At 29.4% G+C, this 16,274-nt stretch carries 26 protein-coding genes; all 26 read left to right on the plus strand.

What is annotated here, in order from left to right; all coding sequences use genetic code 11:
* The 26 genes from IC758_RS09895 (at window position 1) to IC758_RS10020 (ending at window position 16,229) form a co-directional block, all read left to right on the plus strand.
* On the plus strand, window positions 1-873 hold the full coding sequence (locus tag IC758_RS09895; RefSeq protein ID WP_227860950.1) for a recombinase RecT: 873 nt from the start codon (window positions 1-3) through the stop codon (window positions 871-873).
* On the plus strand, window positions 874-1,584 hold the full coding sequence (locus IC758_RS09900; RefSeq protein ID WP_227860951.1) for an MBL fold metallo-hydrolase: 711 nt from the start codon (window positions 874-876) through the stop codon (window positions 1,582-1,584).
* A gap of 15 nt (window positions 1,585-1,599) precedes the next feature.
* Window positions 1,600-2,466 (plus strand): hypothetical protein, encoded by an 867-nt coding sequence (locus IC758_RS09905; RefSeq protein ID WP_227860952.1) that lies wholly within the window; start codon window positions 1,600-1,602, stop codon window positions 2,464-2,466.
* Between the two features lie 65 nt (window positions 2,467-2,531).
* Window positions 2,532-2,789 (plus strand): hypothetical protein, encoded by a 258-nt coding sequence (locus IC758_RS09910; protein ID WP_227860953.1) that lies wholly within the window; start codon window positions 2,532-2,534, stop codon window positions 2,787-2,789.
* 11 nt (window positions 2,790-2,800) lie between these two features.
* Entirely contained in the window at window positions 2,801-3,151 is a 351-nt protein-coding gene (locus tag IC758_RS09915) for a hypothetical protein (RefSeq protein ID WP_227860954.1), read from the plus strand.
* Window positions 3,152-3,154: 3 nt separating this feature from the next.
* Entirely contained in the window at window positions 3,155-3,535 is a 381-nt protein-coding gene (locus IC758_RS09920; protein ID WP_227853356.1) for an NUMOD1 domain-containing DNA-binding protein, read from the plus strand.
* Entirely contained in the window at window positions 3,504-3,644 is a 141-nt protein-coding gene (locus IC758_RS09925; protein WP_227853355.1) for a hypothetical protein, read from the plus strand. The genes IC758_RS09920 and IC758_RS09925 overlap by 32 nt, the downstream gene beginning before the upstream one ends.
* A complete protein-coding gene (locus IC758_RS09930; protein ID WP_227860955.1) occupies window positions 3,641-3,814 on the plus strand; it encodes a DUF3797 domain-containing protein in 174 nt (57 codons plus the stop codon). The genes IC758_RS09925 and IC758_RS09930 overlap by 4 nt, the downstream gene beginning before the upstream one ends.
* Before the next feature lie 118 nt (window positions 3,815-3,932).
* The gene (locus tag IC758_RS09935; RefSeq protein ID WP_227823886.1) at window positions 3,933-4,121 is read left to right on the plus strand and encodes a hypothetical protein; all 189 of its coding nucleotides are present in this window, start codon (window positions 3,933-3,935) and stop codon (window positions 4,119-4,121) included.
* Between the two features lie 16 nt (window positions 4,122-4,137).
* A complete protein-coding gene (locus tag IC758_RS09940; protein WP_227860956.1) occupies window positions 4,138-4,302 on the plus strand; it encodes a hypothetical protein in 165 nt (54 codons plus the stop codon).
* A 207-nt stretch (window positions 4,303-4,509) separates the two neighbouring features.
* Window positions 4,510-5,199, plus strand: coding sequence for a hypothetical protein (locus tag IC758_RS09945; protein ID WP_227860957.1), 690 nt, complete (start codon window positions 4,510-4,512; stop codon window positions 5,197-5,199).
* A gap of 17 nt (window positions 5,200-5,216) precedes the next feature.
* Window positions 5,217-5,456, plus strand: coding sequence for a hypothetical protein (locus IC758_RS09950; RefSeq protein WP_227834399.1), 240 nt, complete (start codon window positions 5,217-5,219; stop codon window positions 5,454-5,456).
* 17 nt (window positions 5,457-5,473) lie between these two features.
* Complete coding sequence (locus IC758_RS09955; RefSeq protein ID WP_227860958.1) at window positions 5,474-5,797, plus strand: DUF1827 family protein; 324 nt, start codon at window positions 5,474-5,476, stop codon at window positions 5,795-5,797.
* A gap of 138 nt (window positions 5,798-5,935) precedes the next feature.
* The gene (locus IC758_RS09960; RefSeq protein ID WP_227860959.1) at window positions 5,936-6,340 is read left to right on the plus strand and encodes a DNA adenine methylase; all 405 of its coding nucleotides are present in this window, start codon (window positions 5,936-5,938) and stop codon (window positions 6,338-6,340) included.
* Window positions 6,341-6,439: 99 nt separating this feature from the next.
* Entirely contained in the window at window positions 6,440-6,742 is a 303-nt protein-coding gene (locus IC758_RS09965; RefSeq protein WP_255630991.1) for a DNA adenine methylase, read from the plus strand.
* A gap of 12 nt (window positions 6,743-6,754) precedes the next feature.
* Window positions 6,755-7,162 (plus strand): RusA family crossover junction endodeoxyribonuclease, encoded by a 408-nt coding sequence (locus tag IC758_RS09970; RefSeq protein WP_074105476.1) that lies wholly within the window; start codon window positions 6,755-6,757, stop codon window positions 7,160-7,162.
* Between the two features lie 118 nt (window positions 7,163-7,280).
* The gene (locus IC758_RS09975; protein ID WP_255630992.1) at window positions 7,281-7,934 is read left to right on the plus strand and encodes an ORF6C domain-containing protein; all 654 of its coding nucleotides are present in this window, start codon (window positions 7,281-7,283) and stop codon (window positions 7,932-7,934) included.
* 152 nt (window positions 7,935-8,086) lie between these two features.
* Window positions 8,087-8,569 (plus strand): hypothetical protein, encoded by a 483-nt coding sequence (locus tag IC758_RS09980; RefSeq protein ID WP_227860960.1) that lies wholly within the window; start codon window positions 8,087-8,089, stop codon window positions 8,567-8,569.
* A 496-nt stretch (window positions 8,570-9,065) separates the two neighbouring features.
* The gene (locus IC758_RS09985) at window positions 9,066-9,557 is read left to right on the plus strand and encodes a ParB N-terminal domain-containing protein (protein ID WP_227824570.1); all 492 of its coding nucleotides are present in this window, start codon (window positions 9,066-9,068) and stop codon (window positions 9,555-9,557) included.
* Between the two features lie 2 nt (window positions 9,558-9,559).
* A complete protein-coding gene (locus tag IC758_RS09990) occupies window positions 9,560-10,327 on the plus strand; it encodes a hypothetical protein (RefSeq protein ID WP_227824569.1) in 768 nt (255 codons plus the stop codon).
* Entirely contained in the window at window positions 10,321-10,953 is a 633-nt protein-coding gene (locus tag IC758_RS09995) for a queuosine precursor transporter (RefSeq protein WP_227860961.1), read from the plus strand. The genes IC758_RS09990 and IC758_RS09995 overlap by 7 nt, the downstream gene beginning before the upstream one ends.
* Before the next feature lie 45 nt (window positions 10,954-10,998).
* The gene (gene terS, locus IC758_RS10000; protein ID WP_227860962.1) at window positions 10,999-11,778 is read left to right on the plus strand and encodes a phage terminase small subunit; all 780 of its coding nucleotides are present in this window, start codon (window positions 10,999-11,001) and stop codon (window positions 11,776-11,778) included.
* Window positions 11,771-13,111, plus strand: coding sequence for a PBSX family phage terminase large subunit (locus tag IC758_RS10005; protein WP_227860963.1), 1,341 nt, complete (start codon window positions 11,771-11,773; stop codon window positions 13,109-13,111). Before terS ends, IC758_RS10005 begins: the two co-directional genes overlap by 8 nt.
* Window positions 13,112-13,122: 11 nt before the next feature.
* Window positions 13,123-14,601 (plus strand): phage portal protein, encoded by a 1,479-nt coding sequence (locus IC758_RS10010; RefSeq protein WP_227860964.1) that lies wholly within the window; start codon window positions 13,123-13,125, stop codon window positions 14,599-14,601.
* Complete coding sequence (locus IC758_RS10015) at window positions 14,601-16,010, plus strand: ADP-ribosyltransferase (RefSeq protein WP_227860965.1); 1,410 nt, start codon at window positions 14,601-14,603, stop codon at window positions 16,008-16,010. The genes IC758_RS10010 and IC758_RS10015 overlap by 1 nt, the downstream gene beginning before the upstream one ends.
* Window positions 16,011-16,229: a hypothetical protein gene (locus IC758_RS10020; RefSeq protein ID WP_227823904.1), complete on the plus strand. Its 219-nt coding sequence runs from the start codon at window positions 16,011-16,013 to the stop codon at window positions 16,227-16,229.
* Window positions 16,230-16,274: the final 45 nt, after the last annotated feature.

Consider the following 16,274-nt stretch of genomic DNA (forward strand, 5'->3'; position numbering starts at 1 on the left):
ATGGCAAATGAAATACAAAGACAAGTAAGCGTTAAAAATCTATTATCTACAGAAGCTTATAAAAAAAGATTTAAAGAGGTATTAAAAGACAAAGCTAATACATTTATGGCATCAGTCGTTAATGTATCTAACTTACCAAGTTTAAAAGATGCAGAACCTAATTCAATTTTAAAATCTGCCATGGTTGCAGCAACTTTAGATTTACCAATAGACCCAAATCTAGGATTTTCTTACTTAGTACCTTTTGTAAACAAAGGAGTCAAAGAAGCACAATTTCAAATTGGATATAAAGGGTTTATACAGCTAGCTATGAGAACTGGACAGTATAAAACAATTAATGCAATAGAAATCTACGAAGGTGAGATTAAAAGCGTTAATAGACTAACTGGAGAGATAGAGTTTAATGAAAACGAGGATGAAGTAGACAAAGAGATTGTTGTTGGATATATAGCGTATTTTAAATTATTAAATGGGTTTGAAAAAACTTTATATATGAGTAAAGAAGATATGGAAAAGTATGCTAAGAGATACAGCCAAACATATAAAAGCAATAAAGATTATGTTGTAAAATCAAGTCTTTGGACAACTGACTTTGATGCTATGGCAGTTAAAACAGTACTTAAAAGATTGTTATCTAAATACGGAATATTAAGTATAGAAATGCAAAAGGCACTTGAAACTGACCAAGCAGTCATAAAAGATGATAATTCAGTTGAGTATGTAGACAGACAAGTAGAAGAAGAAATAGAAGAAAATGCTAATAAAAAAACGATAGATATTTTGGCAGAAGAAGAAAAAGAAAAAGCTATTGAAATCAAAGAGTCTAAGTCGGAAGAAGTAAAACAACAGGAATTTGAAGCCCCACCATTTTAAATGAAAATTAAAGTATTAGGGAGCAGTAGCAAAGGTAATTGTTACTTGCTCCGACTGGAAAACGAGACATTAATTTTAGAATGTGGAGTCAGTTACAAAGAGATATTAAAAGGCTTAGATTTCAATTTAAAAAGCGTTGTGGGGTGTTTAGTCACACATGAACATAAAGACCACTCAAAAGCGATTGTAGAGCTTACAAATAATGGAATAGATGTATATTCTAGCAAAGGAACATTAGAAGCTTTAGAAATAGAAAGTCATAGAACTAAAGTTATAGAAAGTGAGAAATTATTTAAGATAGGTAATTTTAATATAATGCCATTTAGTACTAAACATGATTCAATAGAGCCACTTGGCTTTTTAATAAATCATATTAATTTTGGCAACTTACTTTTCATCACAGATAGTTACTATTGTGAATATAACTTTAAAAATCTGAATCACATCATGATTGAATGTAACTATAGTAAAGATTTATTAGATAGCAACAGAAATAAGATTTATTTGAGAAATAGAATAGTTAAAAGTCATTTTGAGTTAAGTAATGTGATTAATTTTTTAAAAGCTAATGATTTAAGCGATATAAAAACAATAACCCTGTTACATCTAAGCGAAGATAACAGCGATAAGAATTTATTTATAAGAGAGATAGAAAAGAATGTAGGAATACCAGTAATGGTGGCTGAGAAAGGGCTAGAAATTTATTTATAGATTAGAGGTGATAGAGTGGCAGTTTTTAGACAGATATATACAAGCTTTTGGACTGACCCAAAAGTACAAGAGGAATGGACTCCAGAAGATAAATTTTTTTTCATACTTCTTCTTAGCAATCCTCAGACAACTCAAATAGGAGTTTATCAAGTGACTAAAAAACAACTAGCATTTTGGATGGGATACTCAGAAGAAAGTATAAGAGCGTTGATGGATAGATTCATAAATCACCATAAATGTATTAAATATAATCCCGATACTAGAGAAATTGCCATAAAAAACTGGGGCAAATATAACCTAACTAAAGGTGGCAAACCAATTGTAGATTTACTCAATAAAGAACTAAAAGAGGTTAAAGATATTGAGTTAATAAAATATGTAATTCCATCAATAGAAAAATCAGATATAAGAAAAATATTTGAGGATTATTATGAAATGGCTAGAAATAGCGATTCCTACGATACGTCGACGATACGTGAACGAGTCGTACCACGATACGGGGACAATAACAATAAGAATAACAATAAGAATAACAATAAGAATAACAACAACAATAAAGACGATTCGGTGGTTGTGGATAACATAAAAAGATATTTTGATTTAGAATCTAAAGACATTGAAAAAATCATTGATGTATTTATACATACAGGTAGAGGAAATGACTACTTAGAAGAAAAACTAAGGTTGGTTAAAAATACAGATGGAGTAAAAAGTATCACAGGTTATCTTATAAAAGCATTAGAAGAAGATTACAAGCCTATACAAAGTAAATTCAATAAAAATAAGTTTCATAATTTCAATGAAACCTTTGGACAATATACAGATGAGGAATTAAAAAACATGGCTACAAGAGGTCAACTTGAAGAAAGTAAATTTGGATAAATTAAATAATCTAGGGAGTAGTTATACAATATTACTTCCTAGAAGTTAAAAATATTGGAGGGAAAATGGAAGAAGAGTATGGAAAAATCTTTTTAGAGTGTGATGGTGAAAGATTTGAATTTATACAGAACAATTCAACAGAAAAAATCAAGTTAAGTAATAGAAAAACTGATAGACATGAATCATTAACAGGGAAAGGGACTTTTGAGATTATATCTGTAAATGAGTGTTTTAAAAAAGATATGCTGTGGATTAAAATATTGTATTTATCAGCAGTTATAGCGAAAATAATGCGATATAAAATGCTAGGTATTTCAAAATGAGGAGAGCTGAAATGTTGGGAAAGACAGGAAAAAATAATATTAGTGTTTGTTATCAATGTAGAAATGAAGATATAAGCGAAGATGCTAGATATTGTAAGATTTGTGGAATAGGGTTAAGAGTTATGGAATTGGTGATTGTTTTTAACTTTGAAACAGGAGAAAAAGAATTTTCATTTTTAACAGGTAAAGAATGTCTTATAGATTTTGGAGATTTAAGAGAAGGCAATATGTGTAAGTTATTCTTTGAAAATTCAGAATTAAGAATTATTGGAGTAGAAAATATTTATCAAGATGAAAGAGGTATATTTATTGAAGCTGGTGAGTGTAGCTATGAAATAATATTTAAAGATTTGGAGTGGTAGAATATGGCTAAAATTTGGGTAGATGCAGGAACGTTTTTAGAAAAAACTATTGATATAGAAGATATGTTTGAGCTTAATTTAAGAAAAGTAAGAAAAGCAAATGAAAGTAAGAAAATAAAGCTGAAACTTAATGAATCGAAATTCAAGAAAATAAGGAAAAAACCAACTAATGATACAAAAAGTAAACCTATAAAAGTTTTTAATATTGAAACTGGAGAAGTTAGAATATTTAAAAGTGCAAAGGCTGCAAGTAAATATTTAAAAATTAGTGGAGATTATGCTAGCTGTTTAGCTAGAGATAATAGAGTAACTAGAGAAGGTTGGAAAGCAGAATATATTCAAGGAGTGACAGATGGTATTAGCAAATGTAGAGCAGGTAATTAAATTATCAGAAAAGATAATAAATAAGAAAAAGTGTTCTGTAAATAAAGCTATTGATATAGCTATAAAAATATTGAGTAGATATGAATGTGAGGGGATGTTAGAAAAATGAAATTAAAAGATATTATAAAACTTGGAGAAAAATATTGCTATTGCCCTAATTGTGGTAATGACAAGATTGGAAACAATGAAGGCAAGTTAATAGTTGAAGAACACACATATTATAGAGAATGTTCTTGTGGGTTTAATATATTAATTGATGATAGAAAGAATGAAATCTAATGAATATCTTAACTAGTTTACTTTTAATAGGAATTAGTTTTGTAGCAGGTAGAATTTATGAGTATAGATTGAATCTGAAAGAGTGTGAAAATTATGATAATAAAAGGAGTATATAAGAATGAAAAAAGAGGACTTAGATAAAAAAATATGTGATGTAGAAATTGAAGCAGATAATACACAAACATATCGAGAGTTTATTGTTGAAGCAGAAGAAGAAATAGGAACAGGTTCAGCAGACTTAGACAATATGACAGATGAGGAATTGACTGTGTATTTAGACTTTTTAGATGAATTGCTATTGAAATAAAAAGGGGGATTTAAGAATGACTAATTTTGAAATGATAAAAAGTTTGGATGAGGATGGAATGGCTGATTTTATTGGAAGTACTGATTGTATTTGCGAGTATTGTGCTTATGAAATTGAGACTTGTATCTATAGTTGTTTTGTTGGATGCAAAGAGTGGCTTGATATGGAGGTAGAAGAATAATGCATGAAGAAGCGACAGAAGAAGAGTTCGAATTAGCAAGAAGAGCATTGCATGAAGTTCTTTGCAAACTTACAAGTAAATACATGGAAGATATGCAAAATATCTAATTAAAACAGTTTAGAGAGTTGCAAAATTTATCTTAATATAAATTATTGTTTGAAGTGTTTTGTGACTCTTAAAAGTGAAGATAGAGAGGGGAATAATATAATGGATTTAAATAAAATTATGAATGATGCACTAGTAGACTTAGAGGAAAATGGTTTTGTAGAGGAAGTAGTTAAAAAACAATTGGCAGAAACAATAAAAAGAGTTGTGAATGAGGTTTTTGGAAATTGGGGTGATTTTAGTAAAAAGATTGAAAAACATCTAAGTGAAAATATAAATATAAATTTAGATAAATTAGATATACAAAAATATAATGTGCTTGTAGCAACTACAGTAAAAGAAAAGATTGATATGACAATGAAGGTAGAAGCTATTGAACACTTAAAAAGAAATTTAGATAACATGCTTGTAGGTGCTGAAAAAGAATACAAAATGAGCGAATTGTTGAAAATGTTAAAAATGGATAAATATGATATTAATGAATATGAAGGTGATGAAGATTGCATAACATTTATTCTTGATGAAAATAAATATGGTTCAGGGTGGATTAAAATTGATAAAGAACCAAATAAAAGTAAATACAGATGCGAGCACTCCATACTATTGAGAGAAGACGGAACTATTGCATCATATAGACACGAAAATAGAGAAATATCATCTAAGGATATAATAAGTGGATTTGATGGTTTTGGAGATTTATTATTTAAAATATTTGCTCATGGTTCAAAAATAATTTTAGATTTAGGCAATAGTTCGGATGATTATGACTTGACAAATAGAGAAAATTATTAAGATAGAGGGTGGAACAAATGTCTGAATATATACTAAGATGGCAAATGGGATTGTTGTTAGAAAATAAAAGAATTCACTGCACATATGGTAGCAAAGAAATGTGCCAGTCAAAGAATATCACAGAGAAAGAAAGTTATCAGCAATTTAGTAAAGAAATTTGTAAAAGCTGTAAAAATAATAAGAGAGATTGTGAAAGTAAAGATTGTGATACAGCACATAAAATATGGTTGAAGAAGGAAGCAGAAAATTATTTATAAAATTTGGAGGGAATAAAATGTTATTAGTTGAGAATAAAAATGATAGGTCCATTCTTGCAAAAGAATCGCTTGAAAGATTAGGGGCTAAAAATGTGAAAATATATAATATGGATACTGGGAGCAATGTTATATATTCAGTTGAAAATGGAAAAGAGAATCTAACTATATCAAATGAAAAAAGATTTCCTAATTGGAATGAAATTAAGTATGTTAGATATAAATTAATGAAACCAAATAAGACTATAGTACAGATATTACCACCAAAAGAAGAATATATAAATTTACATGAAAATTGCTTTCATCTTTGGGAAATAGAGGATAATGCAGTTCCAACTAAATAATTGTAAAATAAATAGTCAAGGTAAGTTTATGAAACGAATAAGATGTAGTTGGTGTGGTAAGTTATTTTATCTTGATGAAAAATCTAAGGGTGTTTATTGTTGTAAAGAATGTAGGAAGAAGGCTAAGAAGGTGAAAAAATGAATAAGGTTTTGAATTGGCCAGGTGGGAAATGGAGTGTGACACATAACATAATAAGTATACTTCCAAAACATAATATATACTTAGAACCTTTTTTTGGAAGTGGAGCGGTATTTTTCAATAAAGAAGCATGCAATACTGAAATATTGAATGATGCAGATAAACAAATTGTAAATTTATTCAAATGTATAAGAGATAATCCAAGAGAATTAGCAAATGCTATATACTTTACTCCATATGCAAGAGATGAGTATATAAGCAATTGCAATTTTAAGAAAACTGATAATGATATAGAAAAAGCTAGAAAATTTATAGTAAGAACTAATATGTCTCGAGGTGGGCTACAAAAATATAAGACTGGGTGGAGACATGCAGGACCTAAACTAAGTAAAACTAATTTTTAAAAAGTTATAGGTAAGTGGAATGATTTACCTGATTATATTTTAAATACAGCTATAAGATTAAAAGATGCAGAAATAGAAAACAGAGATGCTATAGACTTAATAAAAAAATATAACAAAAGCGATTGTTTAATATATGCAGACCCTCCTTATCTGCTAAAAACAAGAAGTCAGAAAATGTACAATATCGAAATGGAAACAGAAGAACATGAAAAATTATTAAAAGTGCTTTTAAATCACGCTGGTCCTGCAATAATAAGTGGATATGATTCTAACTTGTATAATTGTATGCTTAAAAGTTGGAACAAATTAGAATTTAGGGCATACGCAGAACAAGGCAGATTAAGAAAAGAAGTATTGTGGACCAATTTTGAAACTAATAAGCAACTTAGTTTATTTAAATAATAGGAGAGAGTAATGAAAGTTTTTCTTGTAATAGATGGAGAACCAGTTGGCAAAGAGAGACCAAGATTTAATTCGGCTACTAAAAGAACTCATACTCCACAGAAAACTAAAGATTATGAGAATCTTATAAAGTGGCTATATCAATCTAAAGTTAAGTATCATTTTACAGGTTATATAAAAATGACTTTAAGGTGCTATTATTCTATAGCTAAAAGTAACAGTAAAAAGGTTAAAGAGCAGAAAAGAAATAATGTGTTAAGACCTAGTAAGAAACCAGATATTGATAATGTTGTTAAGATTGTGGCTGATGCACTTAATGAGATAGCGTATAAGGATGATACACAGATAGTTGAGGTAGTAGCTAGTAAGTATTATAGTGATAAGCCAAGGATTGAAGTTGTATTGGAAGATGTTATTTAACCAATGGAAAAATTCGTTTGTTAGATTAGGTCCTTAGTTTTTCATAAAAATGTGAAAAAGCTAAATAAAGAATATAGCTGAGATACATAATAGAGAACTGAAGGAGATAAATAAAAATATAAATAATAATAGAAAAAGATTTAAAGATATGATAGATATATTAGATTTAAAAGTGAGTGATTTAAAATCACTGAGTTTAGAAATGGGTTACTCTAATCAATCTTATGCAAATGCAAATAACATTTACTTGTTATCTGAGAGAGGTTATTCAAAACTACTAAAGATATTAGAAGATGATAAGGCTTGGGAACAATACGAGAAAATAGTTGATGGATATTTCTCTATGAGAAAAGAATTAAATAATCCTCTTTTAAGTGCATCAAAGGAGTTGCAGGCTATATTTATGCTAGATAAGAAACAAGAAGTCTTAGAAACTAAAATAGAGAGTGTTAATGAGAAATTAGAGAACTTTATGGATGATGCTCCACTATTTAATGTTGAATGCGAGAGTATTGTTAAAGAAGTTAAGAGAATAGCAACAAAATCACTTGGAGGACATGGTAGTAGGGCTTATAAAAATAAATCTCTAAGAGGCAAAGTTTATAGTGATATATATCATCAAATTAAACGAGAATTTGGAGTAGAAAGTTACAAGGCTATAAAGCGTTGCCAGTTGGATAAGGTACTGGAAATAGTAGATAATTATAAGTTACCTACAGTTCTTGAAGAAGAAATAAGATTATTAAATAGTCAATTATCAATAGTAAGTTAAGGCAGGGATAGAATTTCCCTCTTTAAAGGGGAAAACCTTCAATAGGTTAATTAAAAGAAAAAAGGAGTGCTTTCACACTCCACTTGTCAAAAATATAGAATTATTATCATCAATAATATTATAACACAAATAATTGATAGGAGTGTGAAAGTATGAATAAAAAAACACTATTCCAAGAAGTTGAAGGAAGATTATATAACTATAAAAAACTAGAGAGTCAAATAAAAATTAAAGATATATATATTAAAAAGTTAGAAAACGAGTTTTGTGGATGTAAGGCTCAAAGTTATGAAGAAAAAACAGGACCTACTTATAATATAAGTTCAAGTGTGGAAAATGAAGTTATTAAAAGAGAAGAGGATTTAAATAGATTAAAAGAAGATAAGAAAACATTAGAGATTGAAAAAGAAACTATAGAATGTGCATTAACAAGTTTAAATAGTTTTGAAACAGAGTTCTTCAATGAAATGTACATGAACAATGAGAAAATTAACATGGATTATATGTCTAATGCTATGCACATAGATAGAAGTCATTGCTTTAGAATAAGAAAAAGAATAGTTTGCAAAATCATGGATATGTTATATCCGAAAATAAAAGAGTTTGAATTGCCTATTTTTTCATGGAAAGCTTAAAAATGAGACTATTTTGAGACTTTTTGGAGACTATCGTGAGACTTTTTATTGGCAAAAACGTGAGATAATAATATTGTGGAAATAAAGATTTCCCTCTCAAAACTAAATATATTAGGCTAGGGTTAAGGGATTACTCTAGCTTATGTGAACAGACTAAGCAGAGCGTGAGGACGCTGTTAGTTCAATTCTAACTATGTTCAAAAGGTATTAATACACTATATGTAGATATATTGGATTAAAACGGAATTTAATTCAATTGTCTGAAAGAGTGGGGCTTGGTAACCTCACTCACCATGCAGGTGCTGGTGTTTAATCTAAGTTCGATTCCTAGAACTTGCTCCCTTAAATAATATGTATCCCCCACTAAAAAGACTAAGTTCGGGTAAGCTTAGTCTTTTATTTTTTTAAAGAAGGAAAATATGAGTGTTTAGTTTAAAGAGTCATCTTTGCAGGTGGCTCTTTTATTATATTTAAATTTTAAAAAGGAGGTCTTAAAATGAACAAAAGAGAAGTTGTTTATCTTAATTTAGAAGATATAAAACCTTATGAAAATAATCCTCGAAACAATGAGTATGCAGTTGAAAAAGTAGTTAATTCAATTAAAGAATTTGGTTTTAATAATCCAATTACAGTTGATAAAGACTATGTAATTGTAACAGGTCACACAAGGTATGAAGCTTCTAAAGTACTTAATTTGAAGCAAGTTCCATGCTTAGTTTTAAAAGACTTGACAGAAGAAGAAATAAGAGGTTATAGATTAGCTGATAATAAGACAAGTGAATTTTCAGATTGGGAGTTTGATAAATTAACAAAAGAATTAGCTGAAATAGAAAATATTGATATGAGTAATTTGGGATTCAACATACACATGTTTGAAGATTTAGGAGTTATTGATGCAGATTTTATATTAGATGAAGAATTAGAAGAAAAAGAGAAAAAAGGTAAAATGGTGAAATGTCCATGTTGTGGTGAGGAGTTTGAAATATAAAAATGAGGATATTTTTAGCAGCAACAAAAAGTGGAATGAATAAAGAATTAAAAGAAAAAACAATAGAGAAGTGTAAACCACTTTATATACTTGAAACTTTTTTTAATAAAGAAAAAGCGTGTTTGGAAGCTATGAGTATAGTAGAAAATGAGAATTTCTTATTAGATTCGGGTGCATTTTCTTTTATGAATGGCACAAAAGTGAAGAAGGCAGAAATGGAAAACTATATTGATAGATATATAAAGTTCATTAAGGACTATAATATAAAATATTTCTTTGAAGTTGATGTAGATGTGATTTTTGGGCTGGAACAAGTAGAAAAATGGACTAAAAAAATAGAAAGTGAAGTAGGTAGACAATGTATTCCTGTATGGCATAAATCAAGAGGTGTGGAGTATTGGAAAAAACTATGTAAAGAGTATAAATATATTGCAGTTGGAGGATTTGCAATAAATGATATAAAGAAACAGGAATATGATTTAATAAGAAAAATGGTTGATTATGCTTATGTTAGAAATGTAAAAGTACATGGATTAGGTTTTACTAAGACAAAGATATTAAAAACATTTAAGTTTTATAGTGTTGACAGCAGTAGTTGGACTATAGGGGCAAGTATTGGTCAGCAATTATATACATTTAAAAATGGAGATATACATATAAGAAGGTTAGAAAAAGAAGGTAATAAGAAAACTGATTTAAAAAAATTAGTAGCTCATAGCATGTGCGAGTGGGTTAAATATCAAAAATATATGGATGGAGTGAGATGGTGAAAAAGACAGAAAGAAATTTAACATCATTAAATTGTGTATTTGTAACAAGTTTAGTGGTTTCTAATATTGTTGCAGGAAAAGTCGTTGATATATTTGGGCTTGTGGTTCCTGCAGCGGTGGTAGCATATCCACTTACTTTTTTATGTACAGATGTCATTGGAGAAATATGGGGCAAAGAAGAAGCTAACAGAACAGTCAAAAGAGGTATTTTAATGCAGTTATTTAGTCTTTTATTAATTACAATAGCAATAGCCCTTCCAAGTGCAAGTTTTGCAACAGAGTATAGTAGTAACTTAAAAATAGTATTAGGACAAAATGTAAGATTTGTATTAGCTAGTTTAATAGCTTATATATTAGCTCAAAGTAACGATGTATTTATATTTCATAAGCTAAAAGAGCGATTTAATGAAAAACATAAGTGGCTAAGAAACAATGCTAGTACTATGTTAAGCCAATTAATAGATACGGCTATATTTATTACAATCGGGTTTTGGGGTACTGTACCAAGCCTAATAACTATGATAATGAGTCAATATGTAGTTAAGTTCTTCTTAGCTTTATTAGATACACCATTCTTTTATTTATTGACAAGAGAAGAAACAAAAGTAGATAAACAAGCTTCATAATAAAAAATAAGATTCAAACGAATATAGAAATAATGAGGTGGTGGTGTGGCAAAAGCTAGAAGCCCCAACAGGGATAAAGCACTTAATTTATATATAGAGCATAATGGAAATATAACAAACAGAGAAATATCAGAAATATTAAAAGAAAATGAAAAGACTATTAGCAACTGGAAGTGTAGAGATAAATGGAATGTAGTACTACGAAAAGGTGAATGTAGTACTACAAAGAAAAGAGGGGGGCAAATTGGCAATAAAAACTCAGTTGGCAGTGGCGCTCCAAAAGGGAATAAAAATAATCGAAAACATGGCTTGTATGAGAATGTTTACTGGGATACATTAGAAAAAGATGAAATAGAAATGTTAGAGCAAATTGATTTTGATGATGATGAAAGTAATTTAAAAGACCAATTAAGATTACTTACAGTAAGAGAAAGAAGGTTATTAAAATCAATAGAAGAACACAAGAATAAAAAAGGTGGCTTAACATTAGAAAGCGTTGCAAAAAGAAAGCTTGAGATTGAAGGGAATTTAATCAAAGATGATACACAAATTCAAACAGAGACGATAACAAAAACTACAAGCGTATTTGATGTTATACATAGGCTAGAAGCTGAACTAACAAAAGTACAATCCAAAAAGACTAAATGTATTGAATCTTTATATAGAATAAAATCAGATAAACAAAAAGTTGAATTAGCAATATTGAAACTAGAATTAGAAGTAGCTAAAGAAAGTGGAAATATCGATGAAGAAATAGAAGATGATGGATTTATAAAAGCTCTAAGCACAGAGTCCGAAAGTGTTTGGGGTGAAGAAGATGAGTAATATCTCAAGAATAGAAGCTTTAAAAAATAAGATAAATATTTTAAAAAACAGCAAGATAAGTAATATTAAAAAGGCTACTATAAAATTTAGCCCTTTCTCTAAGAAACAGAAAAAAATCTTTACATGGTGGTTACCAAATAGTCCAGTTAAACACCTAGATGGAATAATAGCAGATGGAGCAATTAGAAGTGGTAAAACTGTTTCTATGTCTCTATCATATGTAATATGGGCGATGGAGAGTTTTAATAGCCAAAATTTTGGTATGTGTGGAAAAACGATAGGTTCTTTCAGACGTAATGTATTGTTTTGGTTAAAACTTATGCTTATCGCAAGGAAGTATAAAGTTAAAGACCATAGAGCTGATAATTTATTGATAGTTACTAAAGGAAATATTACTAACTATTTTTATATATTTGGTGGCAAAGATGAAAGGTCACAAGACTTAATTCAAGGTATCACACTAGCTGGATGCTTCTTTGATGAAGTTGCTTTAATGCCTCAAAGTTTCGTCAATCAAGCGACAGGACGTTGTTCAGTAGATAATTCTAAGTTTTGGTTTAACTGCAATCCAGATGGACCTTATCATTGGTTTAAAATAGAATGGATAGATAAAAAAGAAGATAAGAATATATTGTATCTACATTTTACAATGGATGATAATTTGTCATTATCAGAAAAAATAAAAGAGAGATATCGTTCAATGTATTCGGGTGTGTTCTATGACAGATACATAAAAGGTGAGTGGAAAAATGCAGATGGAGTTATATATTCTATGTTTGATGATAAAAAGCATGTTGTAAAAGCTTCTAGTTATAAATATATAGAGTACCATGTATCGTGTGATTATGGAACACATAACCCCGCGACATTCCAACTGTGGGGCAAGACTAGAGAGAATAAACATATTTTGATTAAACAATATTTTTATGATGGTAGAAAAGAAGGGATACAAAAGACGGACAAAGAGTATTCAGAGGATATGAAAGAGTTTATAAAAGATTATAGAGTTAAAACTATAATAGTTGACCCTTCTGCATCTTCTTTCATTACACAGCTTAGAAAGGATGGGTTTAAAGTAATAAAAGCTAGAAATGATGTATTAGACGGAATAAGACTATCAGCTTCTCTATTAACTCAAATGAGAGTATTGTTTGATGAAAGTTGCATAGATTTATTTCAAGAATTTTCAGCTTATATATGGGATTTAGAAGCATCAAAAAAAGGCGAAGATAAGCCTATAAAAGAGCATGACCATTGCATGGATGCTTTTAGATATTACTGTTTCACTATAGTTAAAAATAAGATAGTAAAGCCATCAATGACAAGAGGGTAGGGGGTGAGAACATGGATAATAATTTTATGAAAGATATGTTACAAGAACTAAATGGAATATATACAAGCGAACAATTAAAAGAGATAAAAGACATCATACAATATTATAGATGGTATGCAGGCAAAGATTTAAAGGATTGGGAAGATAAGTCAATGGGTGAATATAAACCAACTAGAAAATCTAGTAATTTTATTGGAGAATTGATAGATAAAGAAGCTAGATTCATGTTTGGAGAGTTCCCTAACATAAACATTGTTTGTGTTGATGAAAGAGCAAGAGAGAAGTTACAATCAATAATTGATGATGTGGTAAAGAAGAATTTACTTCAAGATTCATTGATAAAAGGAGCTAAAGATTGTTTTATTGGTAAAAGAGTTGCAATAAAAGTTGGTGCAAATGAGGATAAAAAAGAAAAAGGAATTAAAGTACTCTTTAAAAATAGTTTAGAATTTGTATTTGAAACAGAGCTTGACGATTCTCAAGAGCTTACAAAAGTTATATATTACTATCAGATTAAAGAAAGTAAAGATAGAAAAGAGCAGCGTTATTGGAAACAAAAATATAAGATGATAGAAAGTAAATGTATTTTTGATGAAGGTATTTACAATGGACTGGGTGAGTTAATAGAGGAAATACATAACTCATATAATACAGGACTAAGCTTTATACCAAGCTATATTATATTTAATGATGGGTTAAGTTCAGATACAGAAGGGCAAAGTGATGTTGCTAAATTAATTGATAACCAGATAGACTATAATAGACTTGATAGCGAGGATACAGATGCTTTAATAAAGGGTATGAACCAAGTCAAATACACCATAGATGCAGAAACCCCATATGACGAGTATGGCAAAGTGAAACGATTGCCACTATGTGCTGGTGCATATTGGGATATTCAATCAGCTTCTGAGCAAGAGGGTATGCAAGCACAGGCTGGAACATTAGATGTAAACTTTAATTACTCAGATAGATTAGAAAAGAAGCTTGATAAAAATAAATCTACTATGCATGATTTATTAAGTATACCAATTTTAACCATGGAAGATATAAAAGGGATGGTTACAAGTGGCAAAGGTATGAAGACTTTGTATTGGCAATTGATACTTAGATGTAAGGAAAAATTTAATGCATGGAAACCAGCTTTAGAATACACATTAAAATACATTATAGAAATAGCTAGAGAATATAAAATATATGATGTTCCTAATATTGAGTATGATATAAATATTGAGATGAATCTACCACTACCCGAAGATGAATTAGAGGAAATGAATGCTGATTTAAGTAAAGTTAATACAAACTGCATGAGTAAGCAACAATTCATAATGAAATGGTTTGATATGGATGAAAAAGAAGCTGATATAGTTATAGAACAAATGGCAAAAGAGAGAGAAGTCCTAGAGGATAGTTTTACAGATATGACAGATGAAAATATTGAAAATGAGGAAGAAATTGGAGGAGGTGAGGAAGTTGGAGATGATAAATAGTGATTAACAAAGATTTCAATAGAGCTATGAAAAAAGCTGAAAGTAAAAGAACTGCATCAGCTAATAAAACAACAAAAAGAATTAGGCACTTATACAAAGAAATATCTAATAAGTATGCTGAAAAACTTAGTAAAACAAATACTAATACTCTTACAGATTATTTTCTAAGAGACAGCATAAGACACTTACAAAAAGAGTATACAAAGCTTGGTAAGACGTTAAAAAAAGATATAGAAAAAGAAATATCTAATGTAATAAAAGCTACTACTGATGCACAATTAAGCTTCTTTAATAAAGTATGTGATAAGTATTCGATAAATTTAAAACCTCAATTTACAGATATGTTTAGTAAGGTGCATGAAGATGTACTAAGGCAAGTGATAAGTGGGGATATGTATAAAGATAAAATATCATTAAGCAGCCGTATTTGGGGTGATGTAAATAAGACTAAAATTGATTTAGAAGATATACTTGCAGAAGGTGTAGTATCTAAAAGGAGTACTAAAGATATAGCAAAAGACTTAGAAAGGTATGTTAATCCAAGTGTGAAAAAAGATTATAAACAGGCTTTAATACATCCAAAATCAAAAAATAGAATAGAATATAACTCTTATAGATTGGCAAAGACTTATATATCTCATGCTTATCAACAGGCAGCGAAAGAAAGTTGTAAGAAAAATCCTTTTGTTCAGAAGATGGTTTGGAAATCCTCACATAGTACTAGGATGTGTAAACTATGTGCCAGTCGTGATGGAAAGAAATATATGCCAGATGAGCTTCCCTTAGATCACCCAAATGGTCTATGTACATTTATTTATGATACTGCAAGTATGGAGGAAATAGGGAAAGAGCTTAGAGATTGGGCATATGGAGAAAGCAATACTAAACTTGATGAATGGTTTGAAGATTACGGACTAGAGTTTGCTGGATTTGGAGAAGGCAAAATAAATGTGTTAACTCAAAATGAAAAAGCTTCTATTTCAAAATATACAGGAGGAGATTCTTATAAAATAAACGAAAAGCTTAGAGGCGGTAAAACCTTGACAGAGGAAGATAGATGGTTTATAAATAACTTAGATAAAGCTTTAGACAAAATGCCTAACCATAAAGGTGATGTAACTAGGTCTTTATATTTTTATAATGAAGAAGCACTAAATGGATTTATGGAGCTATACAAAATGGATGAAATTGTTATAAATAATGATTATACATCTACAACAAAAGGAAAAACATATAATCCAGATGGCCAAGTACAGATATATATATTTAATTCTAAAAACGGAAAAGATGTAAGTGGATATAATCCCAATGAAAATGAAGTATTATATAAGCGAGATACTAAATTTAAGGTCAAAGAAGTAGAGGAGTTAAATGGTATATATCATATTTTATTAGAGGAAGTTGAATAGATGCTAACTATAGAAGAGTTTATAAAATTGCCAGATGAAGAAAAAGCAGAAGCATTTAAAAAGTTATCTGACCATGATAGGTTTGTGTGGAGAACACAATATGAACCAATAAATTTTAAAGTTATAGGTTCATTTGAAAGAACTGATGAAGAAAGAAAAAGAGACAAAGAAAGATTTAGAGCACACTTAAAGAAAATTGGAGTATTAGAAGAAGATTAACACTCATTTAGTAAAAACTAAAGGGTGTTTTTTTATACAAAATTG

The organism is Clostridioides sp. ES-W-0016-02, assembly GCF_020641035.1.
GTDB lineage: Bacteria > Bacillota > Clostridia > Peptostreptococcales > Peptostreptococcaceae > Clostridioides.

Coding starts and splice junctions, on each gene's coding strand:
- IC758_RS09930 (WP_227860955.1), top strand. CDS start 3,641: ATGAAATTAAAAGATATTATAAAACTTGGAGAAAAATATTGCTATTGC.
- IC758_RS09990 (WP_227824569.1), top strand. CDS start 9,560: ATGAGGATATTTTTAGCAGCAACAAAAAGTGGAATGAATAAAGAATTA.
- IC758_RS09900 (WP_227860951.1), top strand. CDS start 874: ATGAAAATTAAAGTATTAGGGAGCAGTAGCAAAGGTAATTGTTACTTG.
- IC758_RS09945 (WP_227860957.1), top strand. CDS start 4,510: ATGGATTTAAATAAAATTATGAATGATGCACTAGTAGACTTAGAGGAA.
- IC758_RS09915 (WP_227860954.1), top strand. CDS start 2,801: ATGTTGGGAAAGACAGGAAAAAATAATATTAGTGTTTGTTATCAATGT.
- IC758_RS09995 (WP_227860961.1), top strand. CDS start 10,321: ATGGTGAAAAAGACAGAAAGAAATTTAACATCATTAAATTGTGTATTT.
- IC758_RS10020 (WP_227823904.1), top strand. CDS start 16,011: ATGCTAACTATAGAAGAGTTTATAAAATTGCCAGATGAAGAAAAAGCA.
- IC758_RS09955 (WP_227860958.1), top strand. CDS start 5,474: ATGTTATTAGTTGAGAATAAAAATGATAGGTCCATTCTTGCAAAAGAA.
- IC758_RS09895 (WP_227860950.1), top strand. CDS start 1: ATGGCAAATGAAATACAAAGACAAGTAAGCGTTAAAAATCTATTATCT.
- IC758_RS09960 (WP_227860959.1), top strand. CDS start 5,936: ATGAATAAGGTTTTGAATTGGCCAGGTGGGAAATGGAGTGTGACACAT.
- IC758_RS09910 (WP_227860953.1), top strand. CDS start 2,532: ATGGAAGAAGAGTATGGAAAAATCTTTTTAGAGTGTGATGGTGAAAGA.
- IC758_RS09980 (WP_227860960.1), top strand. CDS start 8,087: ATGAATAAAAAAACACTATTCCAAGAAGTTGAAGGAAGATTATATAAC.
- IC758_RS09920 (WP_227853356.1), top strand. CDS start 3,155: ATGGCTAAAATTTGGGTAGATGCAGGAACGTTTTTAGAAAAAACTATT.
- IC758_RS09925 (WP_227853355.1), top strand. CDS start 3,504: ATGGTATTAGCAAATGTAGAGCAGGTAATTAAATTATCAGAAAAGATA.
- IC758_RS09935 (WP_227823886.1), top strand. CDS start 3,933: ATGAAAAAAGAGGACTTAGATAAAAAAATATGTGATGTAGAAATTGAA.
- IC758_RS09985 (WP_227824570.1), top strand. CDS start 9,066: ATGAACAAAAGAGAAGTTGTTTATCTTAATTTAGAAGATATAAAACCT.
- IC758_RS10010 (WP_227860964.1), top strand. CDS start 13,123: ATGGATAATAATTTTATGAAAGATATGTTACAAGAACTAAATGGAATA.
- IC758_RS09950 (WP_227834399.1), top strand. CDS start 5,217: ATGTCTGAATATATACTAAGATGGCAAATGGGATTGTTGTTAGAAAAT.
- IC758_RS09940 (WP_227860956.1), top strand. CDS start 4,138: ATGACTAATTTTGAAATGATAAAAAGTTTGGATGAGGATGGAATGGCT.
- IC758_RS09970 (WP_074105476.1), top strand. CDS start 6,755: ATGAAAGTTTTTCTTGTAATAGATGGAGAACCAGTTGGCAAAGAGAGA.
- IC758_RS10005 (WP_227860963.1), top strand. CDS start 11,771: ATGAGTAATATCTCAAGAATAGAAGCTTTAAAAAATAAGATAAATATT.